Origin of the sequence: Paraburkholderia sp. CNPSo 3274 (assembly GCF_024206475.1) — a bacterium.
In the GTDB taxonomy this organism is placed as follows: domain Bacteria; phylum Pseudomonadota; class Gammaproteobacteria; order Burkholderiales; family Burkholderiaceae; genus Paraburkholderia.
The window spans coordinates 1-17,031 of the sequence record NZ_JAMBPR010000115.1 but is presented as its reverse complement, the minus strand read 5'-3'; the positions used below and the strand labels follow the sequence as shown (position 1 = coordinate 17,031).

Here is a 17,031-nt window from a genome sequence, read left to right as displayed (position 1 = left end):
GTCCTCGTTCAGGTCCTTCAGCGACGCGAGGATCTGGTCGAAGCACTCCCAGTTGCGCGCGGCACGGCCAATGCCGCCATACACCACGAGCGCATGCGGATGCTCGGCGACTTCCGGGTCCAGATTGTTCTGGATCATCCGGTAGGCGGCTTCCGCCAGCCAGGTCTTGCAGACCTTCTCGCTGCCGCGCGGCGCGCGGATCGTGCGGGTCGGGTCGAGGCGGGGGTCGGTGAAGTTCGGGTGGTTCATAACGTCTTCGTCTCGGATGTTATTCAGGATGACTGTTTTTATTCGGCTTTGAGCGCTTATTGCTCGGACTCGAATGCCAGCGGGCTGTGCTTGGCGATCGCACCGTTCTGCACGAGCTTCGTCATCGCGGCGATGTCCGGCGCGAAGTAGCGGTCGAGGTCGTAATGCGGCACCTCGGCGCGCACCGACTCCATCACGTGCGCGAGCGCCGGGCTCGTGTGATGCGGCGCGCGCAGGTCCACGCCCTGGGCTGCGGCGAGCAGTTCGATCGCGAGGATGTTGGCCGTGTTGTCGGCAATGTCGGCGAGCTTGCGCGCCGCGAACGTCGCCATCGAAACGTGGTCTTCCTGGTTTGCCGAGGTCGGCAGCGAGTCGACCGAGGCCGGATGCGCGAGCGTCTTGTTTTCCGAAGCCAGTGCAGCAGCCGTGACGTGCGCGATCATGAAGCCCGAATTCACGCCGCCGTCCTTCACGAGGAAAGGCGGCAGGCCCGAGAGCGTCGCGTCGATGAGCAGCGCGATGCGGCGCTCGGCCAGTGCGCCGATTTCGGCCGCGGCCAGCGCGAGATTGTCGGCGGCGAAGGCCACCGGTTCCGCGTGGAAGTTGCCGCCCGAGAGCACTTCATTCGTTTCCGGGAAGATCAGCGGATTGTCCGAAACCGCATTCGCTTCGATGAGCAGCACCTGCGCCGCGTGGCGCATCTGGTCCAGACACGCGCCCATCACCTGCGGCTGGCAGCGCAGCGAGTACGGGTCCTGGACCTTGCCGCAATCGCGGTGCGAGAGGTTGATCGCCGAACCTTCGAGCAGCGTGCGATAGGCCGCGGCCGCCTCGATCTGGCCGCGATGGCCTCGCAGTTCGTGAATGCGCGCGTCGAACGGCTTCACCGAGCCCGCCGCCGCATCCACGCAGAGCGCGCCAGCAACAAGTGCCGTGCGGTAGAGGTCTTCGATCGCGAACATGTTGTAGATGGCAAGCGCCGTGGAAGCCTGCGTGCCGTTGAGCAGCGCGAGACCTTCCTTCGCCTGCAGCGCGAGCGGCTTGAGGCCGACGAGACGCAAGCCCTCCAGCGCGCTCATGCGCTCGCCCTTCGCGAACACGTCGCCCACACCCAGCAACACGCAGGACATATGTGCGAGCGGCGCGAGGTCGCCCGAGGCGCCCACCGAGCCCTTCACCGGAATCACAGGCAGCACGTCGGCATTGAAGAGCGTGATGAGCGCGTCCATCACTTCGCGGCGGATGCCCGAATGGCCGCGGCCCAGGCTCGACAGCTTCAGCGCCATCAAGAGGCGCACAACCGGACGCGACATCGGCTCGCCCACGCCCACGGCATGCGAAAGCACCAGATTGCGCTGCAGGAGTTCGAGCTGGTCGTTCGGGATGTGCGTGCTCGCCAGACGCCCGAAGCCCGTATTGATGCCGTAGGCGGGCTCGCCCTTCGCGGTGATCTCGGCAACGGCGCGTGCGCCTGCGTCGATGGCCGCGAAGCTGGCCGGATCGAGTTCGAGCTTCACGCCGCCGTTTTCATGGGCACGCGCGATCTGGCGCAGTTGGGACAGGGTCAGATGGCCGGGAGTGAGTTTGATGTTCATTGCGGTGTCAAAGTTGTCTGGACAAGGTGAAATCAGATTACCGAAGCGAGCTTGTCTATACAAGTTCAATTTGCTCCACGTATACCCGCACCCCCGCTCCCTAACGGCTGAATTACGCCAACTTTCGATTGCAGCACAGTGAAATCCCCAGGTGATAACACCGATTGCCGGTCTTTTCGACACATCGATAATTGTATAGACAACTTGCCGGGCCGAACCTCCAATCCGTGACCGGGCACACGCCAACCATTCCTATCGGAGACTTCATGAAGAAACTTGCCTTGTGTGTCGCCCTCGCCCTTGCCGCCGGTGGCGCGTATGCGAAAGACTGGTCCACCATCCGTTTCGGCACCGACGCGAGCTACGCGCCGTTCGAATCGAAGGCGACCGATGGCAAGCTGGTCGGTTTCGACATCGACCTCGGCAACGAAATCTGCCGGCGCCTGAACGCCAAATGCGTGTGGGTCGAGCAGGATTTCGACGGCATGATCCCGGGCCTCAAGGCCAAGAAGTTCGACGGCGCGCTCTCCGCGCTCACGATCACCCCGCAGCGCGAGCAGCAGATCGCCTTCTCGGCCAAGCTCTTCAACACGCCTACGCGCCTCGTCGCGAAGCAGGGCTCGCCGCTGCAACCGACCATCGCTTCGCTGCAAGGCAAGACCGTGGGCGTCGAGCAAGGCTCGATTCAGGAGACCTACGCGAAGCAGAACTGGGCGCCCAAAGGCATCAACGTGATCCCCTACCAGAACCAGGACCAGGTCTATCTGGATCTGCAGTCGGGGCGCCTCGACGCCGCGCTGCAAGACGAAGTGCAGGCCAATCTCGGCTTCCTGAAGACGCCGCGTGGTGCGGGCTTTGCGTTCGCGGGCGCGGAAATCCCCACGGGCGCCGCCGCTATCGGCCTGCGCAAGGAAGATGCCGACCTCAAGGCGAAGATCGACAAGACGATCGCCGACATGATCAAGGACGGCACGTACAAGAAGATCGAGTCGAAGTATTTCGACTTCGACGTGTACGGCGGTTAAGCGCCGCCGTCTGCATCTGCAACAACAAAGGGGAGCGCTGCTCCCCTGAACGAGGACATTCTTCCATGGTCTTTCAAGGCTTCGGCCCGCTGCTCCTCGCGGGCACGTGGGAAACCATCAAGCTCGCGGTGCTTTCGCTCGGCGCCGCGTTTCTGCTCGGGCTTGCGGGCGCTGCCGCGAAGCTCTCGCCCAACCGCGTGCTTTCGCGCATCGGCACGGCGTACACCACGCTCATTCGCGCGGTGCCCGACCTCGTGCTCATGCTGCTGCTGTTCTACAGCATCCAGATCTGGCTCAACGACGCGACCGACATGATGGGCATGGACCAGATCGACATCGACCCGTTCGTGGCCGGCGTCATCACGCTCGGCTTCATTTACGGCGCGTATTTCACGGAGACCTTCCGCGGCGCGTTTCTCGCCGTGCCGCGCGGGCAGATCGAAGCCGGTTTCGCATACGGCATGAGTTCCACGCGCGTGTTCACGCGCATCCTGTTCCCGCAGATGATGCGTTTCGCGCTGCCAGGCATCGGCAATAACTGGCAGGTGCTCGTGAAAGCCACGGCGCTCGTTTCGATCATCGGTCTCGCCGATGTGGTGAAGGCCGCTCAGGACGCGGGCAAGGCCACCCAGGCGTTCTTCTTTTTCACGCTCGTGACCGGCGCGATTTATCTCGCCATCACCACGGTTTCCAATCTCGCATTGCACCGCCTCGAAAAGCGCTATTCGACCGGTGTGCGGAGGGCAGCGCTGTGATCGAACTGCTTCGTCAATATTGGCCCAACTTTCTGTATAGCGACGGCTTCAACACCAGCGGTCTCGTCATCACGCTCTGGCTGCTGGTCGTTTCGATCGTGGCGGGCTTCCTGCTTGCCGTGCCGCTCGCCATCGCGCGCGCATCGCGCAACCCGTGGCTATCGCGGCCGGTTTGGGTCTATACGTACGTGTTCCGCGGCACACCGCTCTATGTGCAGTTGCTGCTCTGCTACACCGGCCTCTACAGCCTGCACTTCGTGCACTCCAATCCGGTTCTTGGCGACTTCTTTCGCAGTGCCATGAACTGCACGCTGCTGGCCTTTGCATTGAACGAGTGCGCTTACGCCACCGAGATTTTCGCTGGCGCGATTCGCGAGACCTCGTATGGCGAGATCGAAGCGGCCCAGGCGTATGGCATGTCGAAAACGAAGGTCTACACGCGCATCATCCTGCCTTCCGCGTTGCGGCGCGCCCTGCCCTCGTACAGCAACGAAGTGATCCTCATGCTGCACGCCACGACACTGGCTTTCACGGCGACCGTGCCCGACATTTTGAAAGTGGCGCGCGACGCGAATTCCGCCACCTATATGACGTTCCAGGCGTACGGCATCGCAGCGGCGCTCTATGCGTCCATCGTCTTCGCCCTGATCTGGGGCTTCCGCCGCCTCGAAACACGTGTGCTGGCTTATCTGAAGCCGCAAGGCCACTAAGAATTTCATGCAGTTTTGATGGAGTGAACCGAGTATGTACAAGCTGATTGTCGACGACCTGCACAAGAAGTTCGGCGAGAACGAGGTTTTGAAGGGCGTATCGCTCAAGGCAAAGGCTGGCGACGTGATCAGCCTGATCGGGTCGAGCGGTTCGGGAAAGAGCACGTTTTTGCGTTGCATTAACTTTCTCGAATCGCCCTGCTCGGGACGCGTTACGCTCAACGGCGAGGAGATCCGTACGAACGCCGACCGCGGCGGCGCGCTGCGCGTGAGCGACCCGAAGCAGCTCCAGAAAATGCGCACGCGCCTTTCGATGGTCTTTCAGCACTTCAATCTCTGGGCGCACATGACGGTGCTCGAGAACATCATCGAGGCGCCGGTCAGCGTGCTTGGACTGAGTCGCAGCGAGGCCGAGGCCCGCGCGCGCAAGTACCTCGACAAGGTGGGGCTGGCTGCCAGTGTCGAGCACAAGTACCCCTCGCATCTTTCCGGCGGCCAGCAGCAACGCGTGGCGATCGCCCGCGCGCTGGCCATGGAGCCCGAAGTCATGTTGTTCGACGAGCCCACCTCCGCGCTCGACCCCGAACTCGTGGGCGAAGTGCTCAAGGTCATGCAAAAGCTCGCGGAGGAAGGCCGCACCATGATCGTCGTCACGCACGAAATGGGCTTCGCGCGCAACGTGTCGAATCACGTCGTGTTTCTGCACAAGGGGAAGATCGAAGAGCAAGGCGACCCCAAGGAAGTGCTCAATACACCGCGCAGCGAGCGGCTGCAGCAGTTCCTGGCGGGACGGTTGAAGTAAGGTCGTGGCGGGCAGTCATTTCACGGCCCGCCAGCGCATTCTGGGGTCATGCGCAACGATGTGCGGGCATCGACGTGCAGCCTCGGTTACACGCCTTGTGTGCGCCAGGCCACATTGGCGCAATCGCCCAGAGCTATAGTGAAAACGTGAACGACGCGCAACGCCCGCCTCCGCGCCTGGCATCAGGCTATCCGCCGAGCAAGCGCGCCGCTCCATCGTGTCGAAGCAAGGCAGTAATCCGGCTTTTCAGGAGACCTCCCATGAAGAAGCTGCTTGCCCTCCTGCTCATCGTTCCCGCTACGGCTTTTGCAGACTCAGCGGCATTCCCGGACGGTTCCGCGAGCCCAAGCGCGGCCGACATCCAGCAACGCCTCTCAGGCAAGGCGTTCGACATCAAGATCGCCGACGGCAGCACGTGGCATGTGCAGTATGGCAATAACGGCGACTACGACTTCAAGTCGAGCAAAGGCTTTGCCGACCACGGCGACTGGAAAGCCGAGGACGGCAAGATCTGCAGCAAAGGCAGCAAGATGCCGTATTCGTGCAACGAAGTGCGCATGAAAGGCGCCGACCTGTACCTCAAGCGCGACAACGGCGAAATCATCCAGTTCGTCGATTCGCAGTGAGCGGCGCCTGGCAGGCCCAACCAATCGAAAGCCAACCGTCGGCCGACGATCGCCGTTGGGCCTAAACTACCGGCATGTCGCCCACTTCAGACGTATGCATGCCAGCTAGTGCAGCCCTCAACGCCGATGCGCCCACGCTTACCCACGCGCATCCCGAACCGCCCCACGCCGAACCCCTCCAGGACCCGGCCCTGCTGCGCCGTCTATTGCGCGCGAAAGACCGCATGGACGCCGCTTCTCACGAGGCCTGGCCCGTCAAACGCCTGGCCGAGGTCAGCGGCGTTTCCGAAGCCCATTTCGCGCGCTCCTTCAAGCGTGCCTTCGGCCTCCCGCCGCATCGCTACCTGCTCACACGGCGCATCGAGCAGGCCACCACCCTGCTGCGCGACACCGATCTCGACATCACGGATATCGCCTTCGCCACCGGCTGGGAGAGTCTTGGCACCTTTGGCCGCACGTTTCGCGACGTGACCGGCTTGAGCCCCAGCGCCATGCGCGTTCAGGCGCGGGCCAACCTGCCCGAAATCGACCGCGTGCCCGCCTGCGTGCTGAAAGCCGCGCAGCGCCCCGACCTCACCACAGCAGTTTTGGAGAAGCGGCGTCGCGCGGGCAAAGCTAAAGTGCGGCCCTGAAGTGCGGACATCAACCAGGGAGGTGCTATGAATCAGGGTATCAATGTGGTGGGCCTGTACGTGGACGACCAGGACGAGGCGCTCAAGTTCTACGTCGACAAACTCGGATTCCGTGTGCATACCGACGTGCGCAATGGTGCGTACCGCTGGCTCACGGTCCAGCACCCGGAGCAGCCATCGTTCCAGCTCGGGCTCTTCCTGCCCGGGCCGCCCGTTCACGATGAGGCCACCGCGCAAGCGCTGCGCACCATGGTCGCCAAGGGCGCCATGCCGCCCCTTGTGCTCGCCGTGGCGGACTGCCGCGCCAACTACGAGCGCCTGAAGGGCCTGGGCGTGGAATTCACCCAGGAGCCAGTCGACCGCTACGGCAGCGTCGACGCGGGTTTTCGCGATCCTGCCGGCAACGGCTGGAAGATGATCCAGGCGCCGAAGCAGTCATAGCGGCTATGCGCGCGCGGCTCCGAAGGCGATGTCTTCGGCCGCGTCTTCGAAATGGTCCCGGCTTTCGGCGATTTCCTGATAGTCGATCTGGCCGTCGAGCATGACGTATTCGTGAATACGCAAGCCCGCGCACAAAATCACCTCGATATTGCGATCCGTCGCAGGAAACACGGCCTGTGGCTTGCCCTGCTGGGTAATCACCAGAAGCTGGCTGCCCAGCCGGTCCTTCATGAATAGCGTCTGCGTGACTCGCGCGGTTTGCACGCGCGTGCGATCGCCCATCAGGTCCAGATACGTTTCGCTAATGTTCTTGAACATTGTTGCCTCCATTTCAGCGCTGCCTGCCGCTGACCCTCAGTTACATGACAAGTCAACTATAGTGCCGAAATAAACCACTCGCAGGTGACATCCTGTCGCGTACGAGCGTTTAATGGAGCGCACCGATCTTCAGATCATTGACATGTTTGCGCTAGTCGAGTACGGCAAACGGCGCGTGGCCGTCCATCCAGTCGTACTGGCTGGTCGGCGTCGCCCACGCCCAGTTCGAAGGCGAACGCGCAGCGGCGCCGTGGCTTGCGCGATCCGCGCCGTTGCCTGGCCCAGCGCTCCTCGCGCGATCGTCGGTGCTCGTCTCCTGGCTTTCCGCGATGATGTCTTTCATATCAGTCCTGCTCCAAAGAAATTAGATCCGCATGCGGCTGCCGACGGTTTGCACGGCGTGTGCGAGCTTGCTTTTCGATGTGAGCGAACGATACGGCAATTCACTGAAGCGCTTTTCGCTTCAAATGCCATTCTTTTAGGCTTAGGCGCCACTGTGCGTGAGCGCCTGGTCCGCCACGAAACGGCACTGCGCTTCGCGGCGGCAATTTGATGACAATTCAATGACTGATCGCGTGCCGGAAGTCAGCACGGACAAGGAGGCGGTCAGGGGGTGGCGTCCCAGCCGTGTGACGCGAGGACCTTGTCGAGCAGAAAGCGCAGCGCGACACGCTCGGCCTCGTTCAGCCCGTGGTAAAGATCGCTGTCGCGCTTGTCCAATGTAGGGCCGATCTTTTTGAAAATCTTGCGGCCTTCGCCGGTGAGCGAAATGATGACGCTGCGCCCGTCCTTGTCGTTGCCCGTGCGCGCGAGGATTTCCTTCGAGAGCATGGCCTCGACCGTGCGGCTCGCCTGACTCTTGTCGAGGTTGGCGCGCCGCGAGATATCCATCACGGTTTGCGGACCGAACGTGCCGATCGCGGCGATGATGCTCGCCTCCGGATACGGCACACCCAGTTTGTCGCGCGACATCTCGCTGCTCATGCGATCGGCGATCTTGGTCAATGCCTTCAGCCGATAGGTCAGCGAGGCGTCTGCGCCAGGCTCATTTGTACTTGCCATATGCCCACTCGAGAATTGGATCCGGAAACCCGCGAAAGAAACCCGGGTATGTTGCCCTGATCCTGCCCGCGAGGTCAACTGTGGGGCACGCACGGGTCAGAAGCGGTGAGTCGAGCACCGCTCGCTTCAATACGGTGCACGCAGTGTCCGAAGGCGCAATACGCAGCGTCGATGCTCATATCCATTTTCATCACTCGCTTTCATCGTGGCCGCTTATACTGCACGCGTTCAACGCGCGAAGATGGCCATGAGCAAACGAATGACTGTCCGGCAATCGCCGGTGCACGGAAAAGGCGTCTATGCGTTGCGCCCCCTGCGGGCCGGCGAACGCATCTTCGAATACAAAGGCAAGATCATGAGCTGGCGCAGCGCGGCCCGGCGTTACCGTCTGCGTGAAGACGGCGCGCATACGTTTCTCTTCGGCCTTTCCGATGGCCGCGTGATCGACGGTGGCCAGGGCGGCAACTGGGCGCGCTGGCTCAATCACGCGTGCCAGGCGAACTGCGAAACCATCGAAATCAACGGCCACGTGTTCATCGACGCGTGCCGCGACATCCTGCCGGGTGAAGAGCTATTCATCGACTACGCGCTCGAACTGCCTGACGACGCCTGCGAAGACAACATACGCGAATACACCTGCCGCTGCGGCGCGCCGGCCTGCCGCGGGACGATGCTCGCCGGCGCCGGTGTCAGCGCGGACGCCGGCGTCAGCAGCATCGTCAGCGTAGGCAGCCTGCTGTAGGCTGCACGTCGATCAGAACCGGTGCCGCATGCCGATCGCAACAACCGTCTGCTGATTCGTCGACGACGGCGACTGCCTGCTGATATCCGCACCCAGACCCGATCCATCCGCGCTGATGTGCTGGTAGCTCGCCTGCGCATAGACGTCGGTGCGTTTCGAGAGGAAGTAGTAGGCCTGCACCGACACCTCGTGCCAGCGCGGGTGATGCTCGCCGCCTGAACTCGAAAGCGCGGCCTGCGTGTAGGGGTACGCGCCGTTCAGGCTGAATTGCGGCGTGAACATGTAGCTCGCATTCATCTCATAGTTGCTGAAGCTCGCGCCCTGCCCGTTCTGCACGAGGCCGAGGCTGTTCGCGCCATTGATCGTATCGAGGCCGCCCAGTTGCGTGCGGGTCCACACAAAGCCGAAGCGCGCATTGCGGGTGACGTAGTTGACACCCGCGCCATAGGTGCGCTGCTGGGCCGCGATGAACGTCCGGTCGGTGAGCGTGAGCGCGCCGTTCGTGTTGCTGCCGCCGCCGTTGTTGGCCTGCAGGTAGCCCGCGCCGAACTCGAATCCGCCGAAATCGTACGACGCGCCAAAACTGTAGAGGCGATTGTCGTCGAAGCCGCCCGCTTCGTTCGAGAAGCCGTAGAGCGCGCCGAACTTCGCGCCGCCGTAGTTCGCGCTCGCGTACTTGACCGCGTTGTTCACGCGAAACGAGTTGTTGAGGTTGTCGTTGTCGTACGGGTGAGCCGAAAGATTGTTGCCGCCCGGATGACGGCCGATAAAGCTGAGCGGCGCGAGATAATCGACCACGGAGTCATACTGCCGGCCCAGCGTGAGCGCGCCGTAGCGATTGTTTTCGAGGCCCGCGTATGCCTGGTAGCCGAACATGCGGCCGCCCTGGCGCAGCGTGCCGTTCGTCACGCTGAAGCCGCTCTCGAGGCGGAAGATGGCGCGCGTGCCGCCGCCCAGGTCCTCGCTGCCGGTCACGCCCCAGTGACTGCCTGTGACGTTGCCGCGGCCGGCTGCGAAGAGGCTGTGTCCGCCTGCGTTGCTGTTGTACGAGAGGCCGGCGTCGATCACGCCGTACAGCGTCACACTGCTTTGCGCGTGGGCCCCGCATGCATAGGCCGCGGCAAGGGCTGGGGCGACGAGCGTCTTTTTCATTGCTTTTTCCTTCGAGTTATCACGTGTTTGCGCGAGTTTTGCGTATGGCGATGGCCGCTCAGCGCGCAAACCGGCCCCGCATTCGCGCTGGGCGAATGCGGTCCGGCGACGTGAAGACACGCGCTGAAACGGCGGTTGAAACGGGCTCGCTGGGCCGCGCTAGTGGCGGCTGGCGATGCCCTGCTGACCGGCGAGAGCGGAATGCCCACGAGCGCCGTGACGATCCCAACGGGAATCAGCACGCCCGGCACGAGCAGCTTCGAGGCGATGGAAGCGAGCGAGAGCATCAGCGCGCCGAGCAGCAAGCTGCCCGGCAAATAGAAGCGATGATCCTCGCCGAACAGCGTGCGCGCGATGTGCGGCGCGATCAGTCCCACGAAACCGATGGTCCCGACGAACGACACGGCTAGCGCCGAAAGCGCCGACACGCGCAACAGCGTGCCGAGGCGCAGCAGCCGCACGTCGATGCCGAAGCTCGCCGCGCGCTCTTCGCCCAGGCGCAGCGCGGTGAGCGTCCACGCGTTGCGCATCGAGAACGGCAAGGCGAGCGCGAGCGCCGCCGTGAGCACGCCGATCTTCGGCCAGTCGGCGCGCGCGAGCGAACCGAGCGTCCAGAACACGAGACCCTGCAGCGCGTCCGCGGAGGCGATGAACTGCATAAGTTCGACGAGCGCATGAAACGAGAACACGAGCGCGATGCCCATCAGCACGACGCCCGCCGTGCTCATGCCGCGCCAGCGCGCGACGAAATCGAGCAGCAGCGCCGAAGCGAACGCGAACACGAACGCGTTGGCCGAGACGATCCACGTTTGCGCGACGCCCGGAATCGCCACGTCGAGCACGATGGCGAGCGACGCGCCGAAGGCAGCCGCCGCCGAAACGCCCAGCGTATAGGGGCTCGCGAGCGGATTGTTGAGGATCGTCTGCATCTCCGCGCCCGAAATGCCGAGCGAAGCGCCGACCACGAGCGCCATGACGGCATCGGGCAGGCGGATCTGCCACACGATCACGCTACTGGCAGGGTCAGCCGAAGCGGGCAGGAAGATCGTGCGCAGCAAGGTCGCGATGGGCAGGCCCGAAGGGCCGGAGCTGAGGTCGAACAGCAGCGAGGCGACGATCAGCAACGCGACGGCTACGAGGCTCAGCACGCGGCGGCGAGTGAGGCGCGCGTAGGCGCGCAATTGCGCTTCGGCGTCGTGCGCCGGGTATCGGGTCCAGCTGTCGCGCGGCCTCTGCTGCGAAGCGCATGCCGTTCATCGCGCGGCCTGCTGCGCTTGCACCGCTGGCAACGGTGCATCGACCCACTCGGTGCCCGTATTCGCGCGAGGCGATCGTCGGCACGCTCGGCGACGACCGCTACCGACTGCAATGGGTGCAAGGCGCGCCGCTGGCCACGCCCGCAACGCTCTCGCTCGCGCAGCGCGCCACTGCCGGGCTGATCGAAGGCGTGATCCGCAAGCGCCTCTCCGAACCCATCGACGTGCATCTCATCGACGCTCAGGTGCGCGACGGCGCGCTTGCGACAAGCGGCGTGCTGAGCCTGTTCGACTCGCGCATGCCCACCGGCGACTTTCACGTGCAACTCGAGGTGCCCGGACACGGCTGGCTCGATATCCACGCGAACGAAGGCCAGGCGGGCATGCATACCGAGCGCGGCGCGCTAGTGATCGATTACCTGCTGCGTATCTATCTGCTGCGCTTCGCCGCCGTGTGCCTGATCGCCATGGTCGCGGTGCGCTTCGCGCTCGCGCCATTGCGCCGCTTCGCGGCCGCGGCCGAAGCACTCGGGCGCAACATCTATCGCGCGCCCTTGCAGGAAGCCGGTCCGCGCGAAGTGCGCAATGCGGCGCATTCGTTCAACGCCATGCAGCAGCAGTTGATCGACAGCTTTGCTGCGCGCACGCGCTTTCTGAGCGCGGTCTCGCAGGACTTGCGCTCGCCGCTCACGCGGCTGCGACTGCGCGTCGAAATGCTGCCGGACGCGGCTTCGCGCGAGCGCCTGCGCGGCGACCTCGAAGACATGGAAGGCATGGTGCGCGCCACGCTCGACGCCGTGCAGGGCGTGGAGATCACCGAGCCGCGCCAGCGCATCGATCTCGTTTCGATGCTCGAAGGACTTGCCGGGGATGCAAGCGAACAGGGCCATCATGTCAGCGTGACGGGCAGCGTGCGCGCGCCCATTCCGGGCTTTGCGCGCAACCTCAAGCGCTGTCTGCAGAATCTTTTCGACAACGCGATTCGCTATGGCGGCGAGGCAAGCGTCACCGTATGCGATGTTGAAGATAGCGTACGCGTGGTGATCGGCGACAGCGGGCCCGGCATTGCCGATGCCGCACTGCTCGAGCGCGTGTTCGAGCCTTATTTCCGCATCGATTCGCGTAGCAGCGATGCGCCTGGTGGCACGGGATTGGGGCTCACGATTGCGCGCAGCGTAGCGGCCGCGCATGGCGGCTCGCTCGTGCTGCGCAATCGGATGGTGGACGGGCGAATCGTTGGGCTCGATGCCGAGCTGATTTTGCCGACAGGCGATTGAGCCGACGGGCCCTCAGTTCGAAGCCGTTTTGCGCGCAACGTCGTCGGTGGACGGCCCGGTTCCACGCAGGTTCGTCACGTTTTGCAGCAGGTCGAACCAGAACGGCGCGCCGAACAACGTTGCGCTCGCCGTGAGAAGCCAGCCGACGATCATCCAGGCCACGCCGTCTGCGTATGCGCCATCCCTTTGCCAGCCGACCGGCAACTGGTTCATCAGGGAGACCGCATCGGAAGAAGCGTTCGCGTGCAGCGCACCCGTGAGCGAGGGATGCACCCATAGAATCCTGAACAGAAAAACCGTATCGATGTTCAGCGCAACCACGATGACGAGCGCCACGGCAAATGAAATTAATTGCGACCAGCGCTTGTAGGCGCCGGAGAGCCTGTCCATCCCGTTGTCGAACCACTTGCCGAGCGCGTCTGAAAACTGGCCGACATCCTGGTTGGCGTGCCGATACATCGCCTGCAATACCTCCCTCAACTGCTGGTTCTGTATGGTGGCAATCGACTGACCGAGGTCCTGCTCCGCACCGGGCGCGCGCCGAAGGATATCGATCATCGCCAGGGCAAAGTCCTTCGACGGAATGTATGAAGGCTTGTACTTCAAGTCGCTCGCATTCGTCGCGTCACCGGAGTCGCGCGGGCTCACGAGCGCGTGGTTGTAGAGGTCGCGCGCCATTCCGTTGAACTGCGGATCGTTCAAGATCTGCTTGACGCCGGATAGCAGACATTTCGCGCGCAACTGCAAGAGCGACGCAAAAAGCTCGGTAACGGTGCTGACGGCAAGGCTCACTGCGAAATAGCAGAACACCAGGCCAATGCCGACTTCGAGTACGGTGCTGTTGAACATGTGCGGCTCCGCGTGCTTGCACTTCAAGAGATGAGAGACTGCGCAGCCGGCTGCAGATCGCAGCATGTTCGAGACAATCGCGTGGCGGGAGCCCTCTTCTCAACAATCAGCGGTTTCGACACGGCGCTCAAGACCGTAAATGCTGGATGTGTGTGGAATGCCACACAGGGAAGGCAACGGAGGGATGACTGATCTTAATTGTTGTTACACGAATCCAAACATTCGTAGTTCGAATCATTCATGAATCGAAATGATGATTCGAAACCTGTCGCATTCGGCACTTCGCTGCGCATCCAGACGATATCGAGGGCCGGAGCCGCGCGGTCTTCATGCGCGCGCGGCGCACCGGCCCGTTGCCGCCAACGCCAGCACACTATGCCAGCAGGACCGAAGGGTCGTTATAACCCGGCACCGCAGCCGAAAGCGAATGCTTCAACTCACGGCTGCCCGCATCCGCGAGCACTTCGCTTTCGCCCGCTTCGAGCGCGTCGTAGGCCTGGCGAACGACATCGACGGGACTGGCTTTCGGCACGTCGAAATCCTTGGTGAGATCAGTATCCACGAAGCCGACATGCACGCCGACCACGCCGATCTTGCGCTCCCCGAAGTGCAGCCGGATGTTGTTGGTATAGCTCCAGGCCGCCGCCTTCGAAGCGGAATACGGCGCGAGGAACGGCACGGCTCGCCACGAGACATCGGAGAGCACGTTGATCACGCCGCCGTTGCCGTCGCTGGGCAGCACGGATTCGAACGCGCGCGTCGTGCGAATGACGCCATAAAAGTTCGTTTCGAAGATGTGCCGCGCCTGTTCCTCTGCCTCTGCCGCAAGCGGCGACGCGAGAATTTCCGCAATCCCTGCGTTGTTGATGAGCAGCGTCACGTCCGCGGCGATCTTCGCGGCAGCCGTAACGGAGGCCGGATCCGTCACGTCGACCTTGACGGGGACGATGCCGGGTTCGCTGAAGCCTTCCGGATTGCGCACCCCGGCGTAGACTTTGGCGGCACCGCGGGCCAGCGCCTCGCGTGCAAACGCCAGACCGAGGCCGCGGCTTGCGCCGGTGACAAACACAACGGAATTCTTGATCTTCATTTTGAATCTCCAATTAAACTAGTCATACAAAGTGTCGTTTGAATCAAACCCGGAAAAGCTCGCGATGAGCGCGAACGAACGCCTCGACCGTCTGCGGCGCGTTGCCGGTAACCTGCTCGATGATGCTGTCGGTCCCCTTGAACACGCCGTTCTGGTAATCGACAGCGACTTCAATGAAGTGCTGGATCGCAAACTCTGGAAGGTCATATTTCTGCAAATGCTCGCGATATTCGTCGAGCGTACCGGGGCGATAAACGATCTTCCGGTCGATAACCTTGCCGATCTCGTCGGCAATGCCCTGGTGGTCGAGTTCGACCGGCCCGCAAAGCTCATAGGCCTTGCCAATATGGCCCGACGGTTGCGCGAGCACCGTGGCGATGAAGCGGGCCTGGTCAACGGTGGCGATCGGCGCGTGGCGTCCCGCTCCGTAAGGCAGCGTGATCTGCCCTTCCTTGACGATGGTGTCGCGCACCCACGGGAAAATCAGCCATTCCGAAAAGAAGGTCGGGCGAATATGAATGGTCGGTACCCCTGACCAGTCGAGCACGCGCTCGGCGATCCAGTGATCGCGCGCCGCGTGGCTCTTCGCATTTTCGCGCGCGGAAATCTGTGACATTTCCACGACGACTTCGAGCCCGGCGCGGCGAGCGGCGTCCGCGAAATACGCGGTGCCCTGAATGAACCCGGGCCGAACGGGATAGCAGAGGTAAGCGCCCGTCACGCCCGAAGTGGCGCGTATCAGGTCGTCGTGATCGAGCAGATCGCCCAGCACCACTTCGGCGCCGGCGGCACGCAGCGCGGCACTGCGGGCGTCTTCCGTATGGACCATCGCGCGAACCGCATGTCCGGCTTGGAGCAAGTTATTGACCACATGTACGCCGGTTTTTCCCGCGGCGCCAGTAATCAGGAATTTACGCTGTTGCATGATGAGCTCTCCGTTAAAGTGTATATGCACATACGAGCACGAATTGAATCACCACTATCTGGCGACAGCTTTCATTCAGATCATTTCGATGTGTTGCCTGACGTCTTCCAGCAGCAACGCAGAAGCGTCCTGGTCGGGGATGATGCGCGCCATGGTCAGCGCGCCGATCATGGCCGCGAGCGCGAAAACGGCCTGCGAGCGGTCCGCCTCTTCCTCCGGCGTCGCCATGCGCGCCGCCAGCATATCCACGAGAGCGTCGAACCCGCGCGTCGCCGCCGCGCGCGTCGCGTCGTCCGCGCGCGCCAGCTCGCTGCCCATGCCGGCGAGCGGGCAACCGTTCGCTCGCGCATCGCGATGACCGGTGGACATGTACGCGTCCACGACCGCGCGGAACGCGTCCTCGCCCGTGACCCCATCCGCAGCGGCGACGAGGTTTTCGACGATGCCGGCCAGCCCCGCTTCGCAGGCCTCGGCAACCAGCTGATCCTTCGACTCGAAATGGCGATAAAAGCCGCCATGCGAAAGCCCTGCGGCGGCCATCACGTCGGCAAGTCCCGTTGCGTGGATGCCATTCGCCCTGAATGCCCCAGCCGCGACTTCCACGATGCGCTCCCGCGTCTGCGCCGTTTCGACCTTCGACTTCCTCATGATGACCCGCTCCGTGATTCGATGTTGTTTAGATTGTAGTCATCATCTAAATGGAAGTCAAGGCGCGTTTTGGCTATTCGGGCATCGCAGGGCAGCCACGCTGTGGTAAGTGGCAAACCAAATCTGTTCCGTTGCAAACAAACCTGGCGTCACGATGCTTCGCAAATAAAACTGTTCTGGAAAATCGACCGCCGTCCGACTCCTTGTGCCATAGGGGTTTGCAGGCAACTCCCATCCCCGCGGCAAGCGTGCTTTCACTGCATTGTAAAAATTATTAGAGCCCGTCTGAGTCATCTCCAAACGCTGGGGGCACCCCCTAAGAATCAGACACTTAGCCAAATCTTTGTCTATCGATGCTTGCAGGTTGAAGTCGATCGCACGAGTTCGGCCGCGCAACTTGTTCGCACCATCATTTTCGTAGGTAGCGCAAGCGCCCTGTGGGCGCTATTACCGCTCGTAGCGAAACATCATCCGGATTTTGGCGCCGGCGGGTATGGCACGTTGCTCGGCAGTCTGGGAATAGGAGCCGTCGTGGGCGGGATTGCGCTCGGTCGAGTACGTCACTATTTGACGCTCAATACGCTAGCTAGCGGTGCGTCTGTGATATTCGGTATGGCGACGTTGATCGCGGTGGACTTGCCCCTGCATGACCGGACACGCGGTCACGCTTCGGTTGGTGAAGTTGCGCGCTGGCGGAATTCGCGTGGCGAGCAGTATTTCAAGGCGCTGTGCGGATGCGATTCGTTGTAGTGGTCAAACGCGATAGCCAGGTTTTGCAGTGCGGTTCTGACATCAGGCTTGGGCATCCATGAGACGTAGTCACGCTTTATCGTTTTGACGAAGCTTTCGGCCATCCCGTTGCTCTGCGGACTTCTCA

Annotated in this window: 21 protein-coding genes and 1 pseudogene; 10 read left to right on the top strand and 12 right to left on the bottom strand. The window is 62.6% G+C overall.

From position 1 onward, the window contains the following. A pseudogene (locus M3I54_RS40615) lies at positions 1–249 on the bottom strand (urocanate hydratase); the annotation flags it as partial. Positions 250–305: 56 nt separating this feature from the next. Continuing rightward, on the bottom strand, positions 306–1,844 hold the full coding sequence (gene hutH / locus M3I54_RS40610; RefSeq protein WP_254345716.1) for a histidine ammonia-lyase: 1,539 nt from the start codon (positions 1,842–1,844) through the stop codon (positions 306–308). A gap of 266 nt (positions 1,845–2,110) precedes the next feature. Here hutH and M3I54_RS40605 point away from each other — a divergent pair, with 266 nt between their 5' ends. From M3I54_RS40605 to M3I54_RS40575, 7 genes are all read left to right on the top strand, one after another. Continuing rightward, complete coding sequence (locus tag M3I54_RS40605; protein ID WP_254345714.1) at positions 2,111–2,869, top strand: ABC transporter substrate-binding protein; 759 nt, start codon at positions 2,111–2,113, stop codon at positions 2,867–2,869. Positions 2,870–2,934: 65 nt separating this feature from the next. Further along, the gene (locus tag M3I54_RS40600) at positions 2,935–3,624 is read left to right on the top strand and encodes an ABC transporter permease (protein WP_028206869.1); all 690 of its coding nucleotides are present in this window, start codon (positions 2,935–2,937) and stop codon (positions 3,622–3,624) included. Continuing rightward, on the top strand, positions 3,621–4,334 hold the full coding sequence (locus tag M3I54_RS40595) for an ABC transporter permease (RefSeq protein ID WP_254345710.1): 714 nt from the start codon (positions 3,621–3,623) through the stop codon (positions 4,332–4,334). Before M3I54_RS40600 ends, M3I54_RS40595 begins: the two co-directional genes overlap by 4 nt. Positions 4,335–4,368: 34 nt before the next feature. Further along, positions 4,369–5,136, top strand: a complete 768-nt coding sequence (locus M3I54_RS40590) for an ABC transporter ATP-binding protein (RefSeq protein ID WP_254345709.1) — start codon at positions 4,369–4,371, stop codon at positions 5,134–5,136. A gap of 260 nt (positions 5,137–5,396) precedes the next feature. After that, the gene (locus M3I54_RS40585; protein ID WP_069263210.1) at positions 5,397–5,762 is read left to right on the top strand and encodes a hypothetical protein; all 366 of its coding nucleotides are present in this window, start codon (positions 5,397–5,399) and stop codon (positions 5,760–5,762) included. 98 nt (positions 5,763–5,860) lie between these two features. After that, positions 5,861–6,394 (top strand): helix-turn-helix domain-containing protein, encoded by a 534-nt coding sequence (locus tag M3I54_RS40580; protein ID WP_254345707.1) that lies wholly within the window; start codon positions 5,861–5,863, stop codon positions 6,392–6,394. Between the two features lie 27 nt (positions 6,395–6,421). Further along, positions 6,422–6,835, top strand: a complete 414-nt coding sequence (locus M3I54_RS40575) for a VOC family protein (RefSeq protein WP_254345705.1) — start codon at positions 6,422–6,424, stop codon at positions 6,833–6,835. 3 nt (positions 6,836–6,838) lie between these two features. Here the strand turns inward: M3I54_RS40575 and M3I54_RS40570 are convergent, their stop codons facing one another. The 3 genes from M3I54_RS40570 to M3I54_RS40560 form a co-directional block, all read right to left on the bottom strand. Beyond that, on the bottom strand, positions 6,839–7,153 hold the full coding sequence (locus M3I54_RS40570; RefSeq protein WP_254345703.1) for a hypothetical protein: 315 nt from the start codon (positions 7,151–7,153) through the stop codon (positions 6,839–6,841). 151 nt (positions 7,154–7,304) lie between these two features. Then, positions 7,305–7,496 (bottom strand): hypothetical protein, encoded by a 192-nt coding sequence (locus M3I54_RS40565; RefSeq protein WP_254345701.1) that lies wholly within the window; start codon positions 7,494–7,496, stop codon positions 7,305–7,307. Between the two features lie 263 nt (positions 7,497–7,759). Then, positions 7,760–8,215 (bottom strand): MarR family winged helix-turn-helix transcriptional regulator, encoded by a 456-nt coding sequence (locus M3I54_RS40560; RefSeq protein ID WP_254345699.1) that lies wholly within the window; start codon positions 8,213–8,215, stop codon positions 7,760–7,762. Between the two features lie 247 nt (positions 8,216–8,462). Between M3I54_RS40560 and M3I54_RS40555 the strand changes: the two genes are divergently transcribed. Then, entirely contained in the window at positions 8,463–8,957 is a 495-nt protein-coding gene (locus M3I54_RS40555) for an SET domain-containing protein (RefSeq protein WP_254345697.1), read from the top strand. 12 nt (positions 8,958–8,969) lie between these two features. Here M3I54_RS40555 and M3I54_RS40550 read toward each other — a convergent pair whose 3' ends face one another. Together M3I54_RS40550 and M3I54_RS40545 are read right to left on the bottom strand one after the other, a co-directional pair. Beyond that, on the bottom strand, positions 8,970–10,109 hold the full coding sequence (locus M3I54_RS40550; RefSeq protein ID WP_254345695.1) for a porin: 1,140 nt from the start codon (positions 10,107–10,109) through the stop codon (positions 8,970–8,972). Then, positions 10,106–11,290 carry an iron ABC transporter permease gene (locus tag M3I54_RS40545; protein ID WP_254345693.1) on the bottom strand — a complete coding sequence of 395 codons (1,185 nt, stop codon included), beginning with the start codon at positions 11,288–11,290 and terminating at the stop codon, positions 10,106–10,108. Before M3I54_RS40545 ends, M3I54_RS40550 begins: the two co-directional genes overlap by 4 nt. Before the next feature lie 65 nt (positions 11,291–11,355). Here M3I54_RS40545 and M3I54_RS40540 point away from each other — a divergent pair, with 65 nt between their 5' ends. Beyond that, on the top strand, positions 11,356–12,642 hold the full coding sequence (locus M3I54_RS40540; RefSeq protein WP_254345691.1) for an ATP-binding protein: 1,287 nt from the start codon (positions 11,356–11,358) through the stop codon (positions 12,640–12,642). A gap of 12 nt (positions 12,643–12,654) precedes the next feature. Here M3I54_RS40540 and M3I54_RS40535 read toward each other — a convergent pair whose 3' ends face one another. From M3I54_RS40535 to M3I54_RS40520, 4 genes are all read right to left on the bottom strand, one after another. Further along, positions 12,655–13,491, bottom strand: coding sequence for a hypothetical protein (locus M3I54_RS40535; RefSeq protein ID WP_254345689.1), 837 nt, complete (start codon positions 13,489–13,491; stop codon positions 12,655–12,657). A 373-nt stretch (positions 13,492–13,864) separates the two neighbouring features. Further along, positions 13,865–14,581 (bottom strand): SDR family oxidoreductase, encoded by a 717-nt coding sequence (locus M3I54_RS40530; RefSeq protein WP_254345688.1) that lies wholly within the window; start codon positions 14,579–14,581, stop codon positions 13,865–13,867. Between the two features lie 43 nt (positions 14,582–14,624). Continuing rightward, positions 14,625–15,506, bottom strand: a complete 882-nt coding sequence (locus M3I54_RS40525) for an NAD(P)H-binding protein (RefSeq protein ID WP_254345686.1) — start codon at positions 15,504–15,506, stop codon at positions 14,625–14,627. A gap of 75 nt (positions 15,507–15,581) precedes the next feature. Then, positions 15,582–16,154 carry a TetR/AcrR family transcriptional regulator gene (locus M3I54_RS40520; RefSeq protein ID WP_254345684.1) on the bottom strand — a complete coding sequence of 191 codons (573 nt, stop codon included), beginning with the start codon at positions 16,152–16,154 and terminating at the stop codon, positions 15,582–15,584. A gap of 102 nt (positions 16,155–16,256) precedes the next feature. On the opposite strand from M3I54_RS40520, the gene M3I54_RS45560 reads away from it, so the two are divergent. Further along, on the top strand, positions 16,257–16,904 hold the full coding sequence (locus tag M3I54_RS45560; protein WP_375542300.1) for an MFS transporter: 648 nt from the start codon (positions 16,257–16,259) through the stop codon (positions 16,902–16,904). Here M3I54_RS45560 and M3I54_RS40515 read toward each other — a convergent pair. Further along, positions 16,817–17,031, bottom strand: a 215-nt coding sequence (locus M3I54_RS40515; protein WP_254345683.1) for an integrase core domain-containing protein, incomplete at its 5' end; no start/stop codon positions are given. The genes M3I54_RS45560 and M3I54_RS40515 overlap by 88 nt on opposite strands.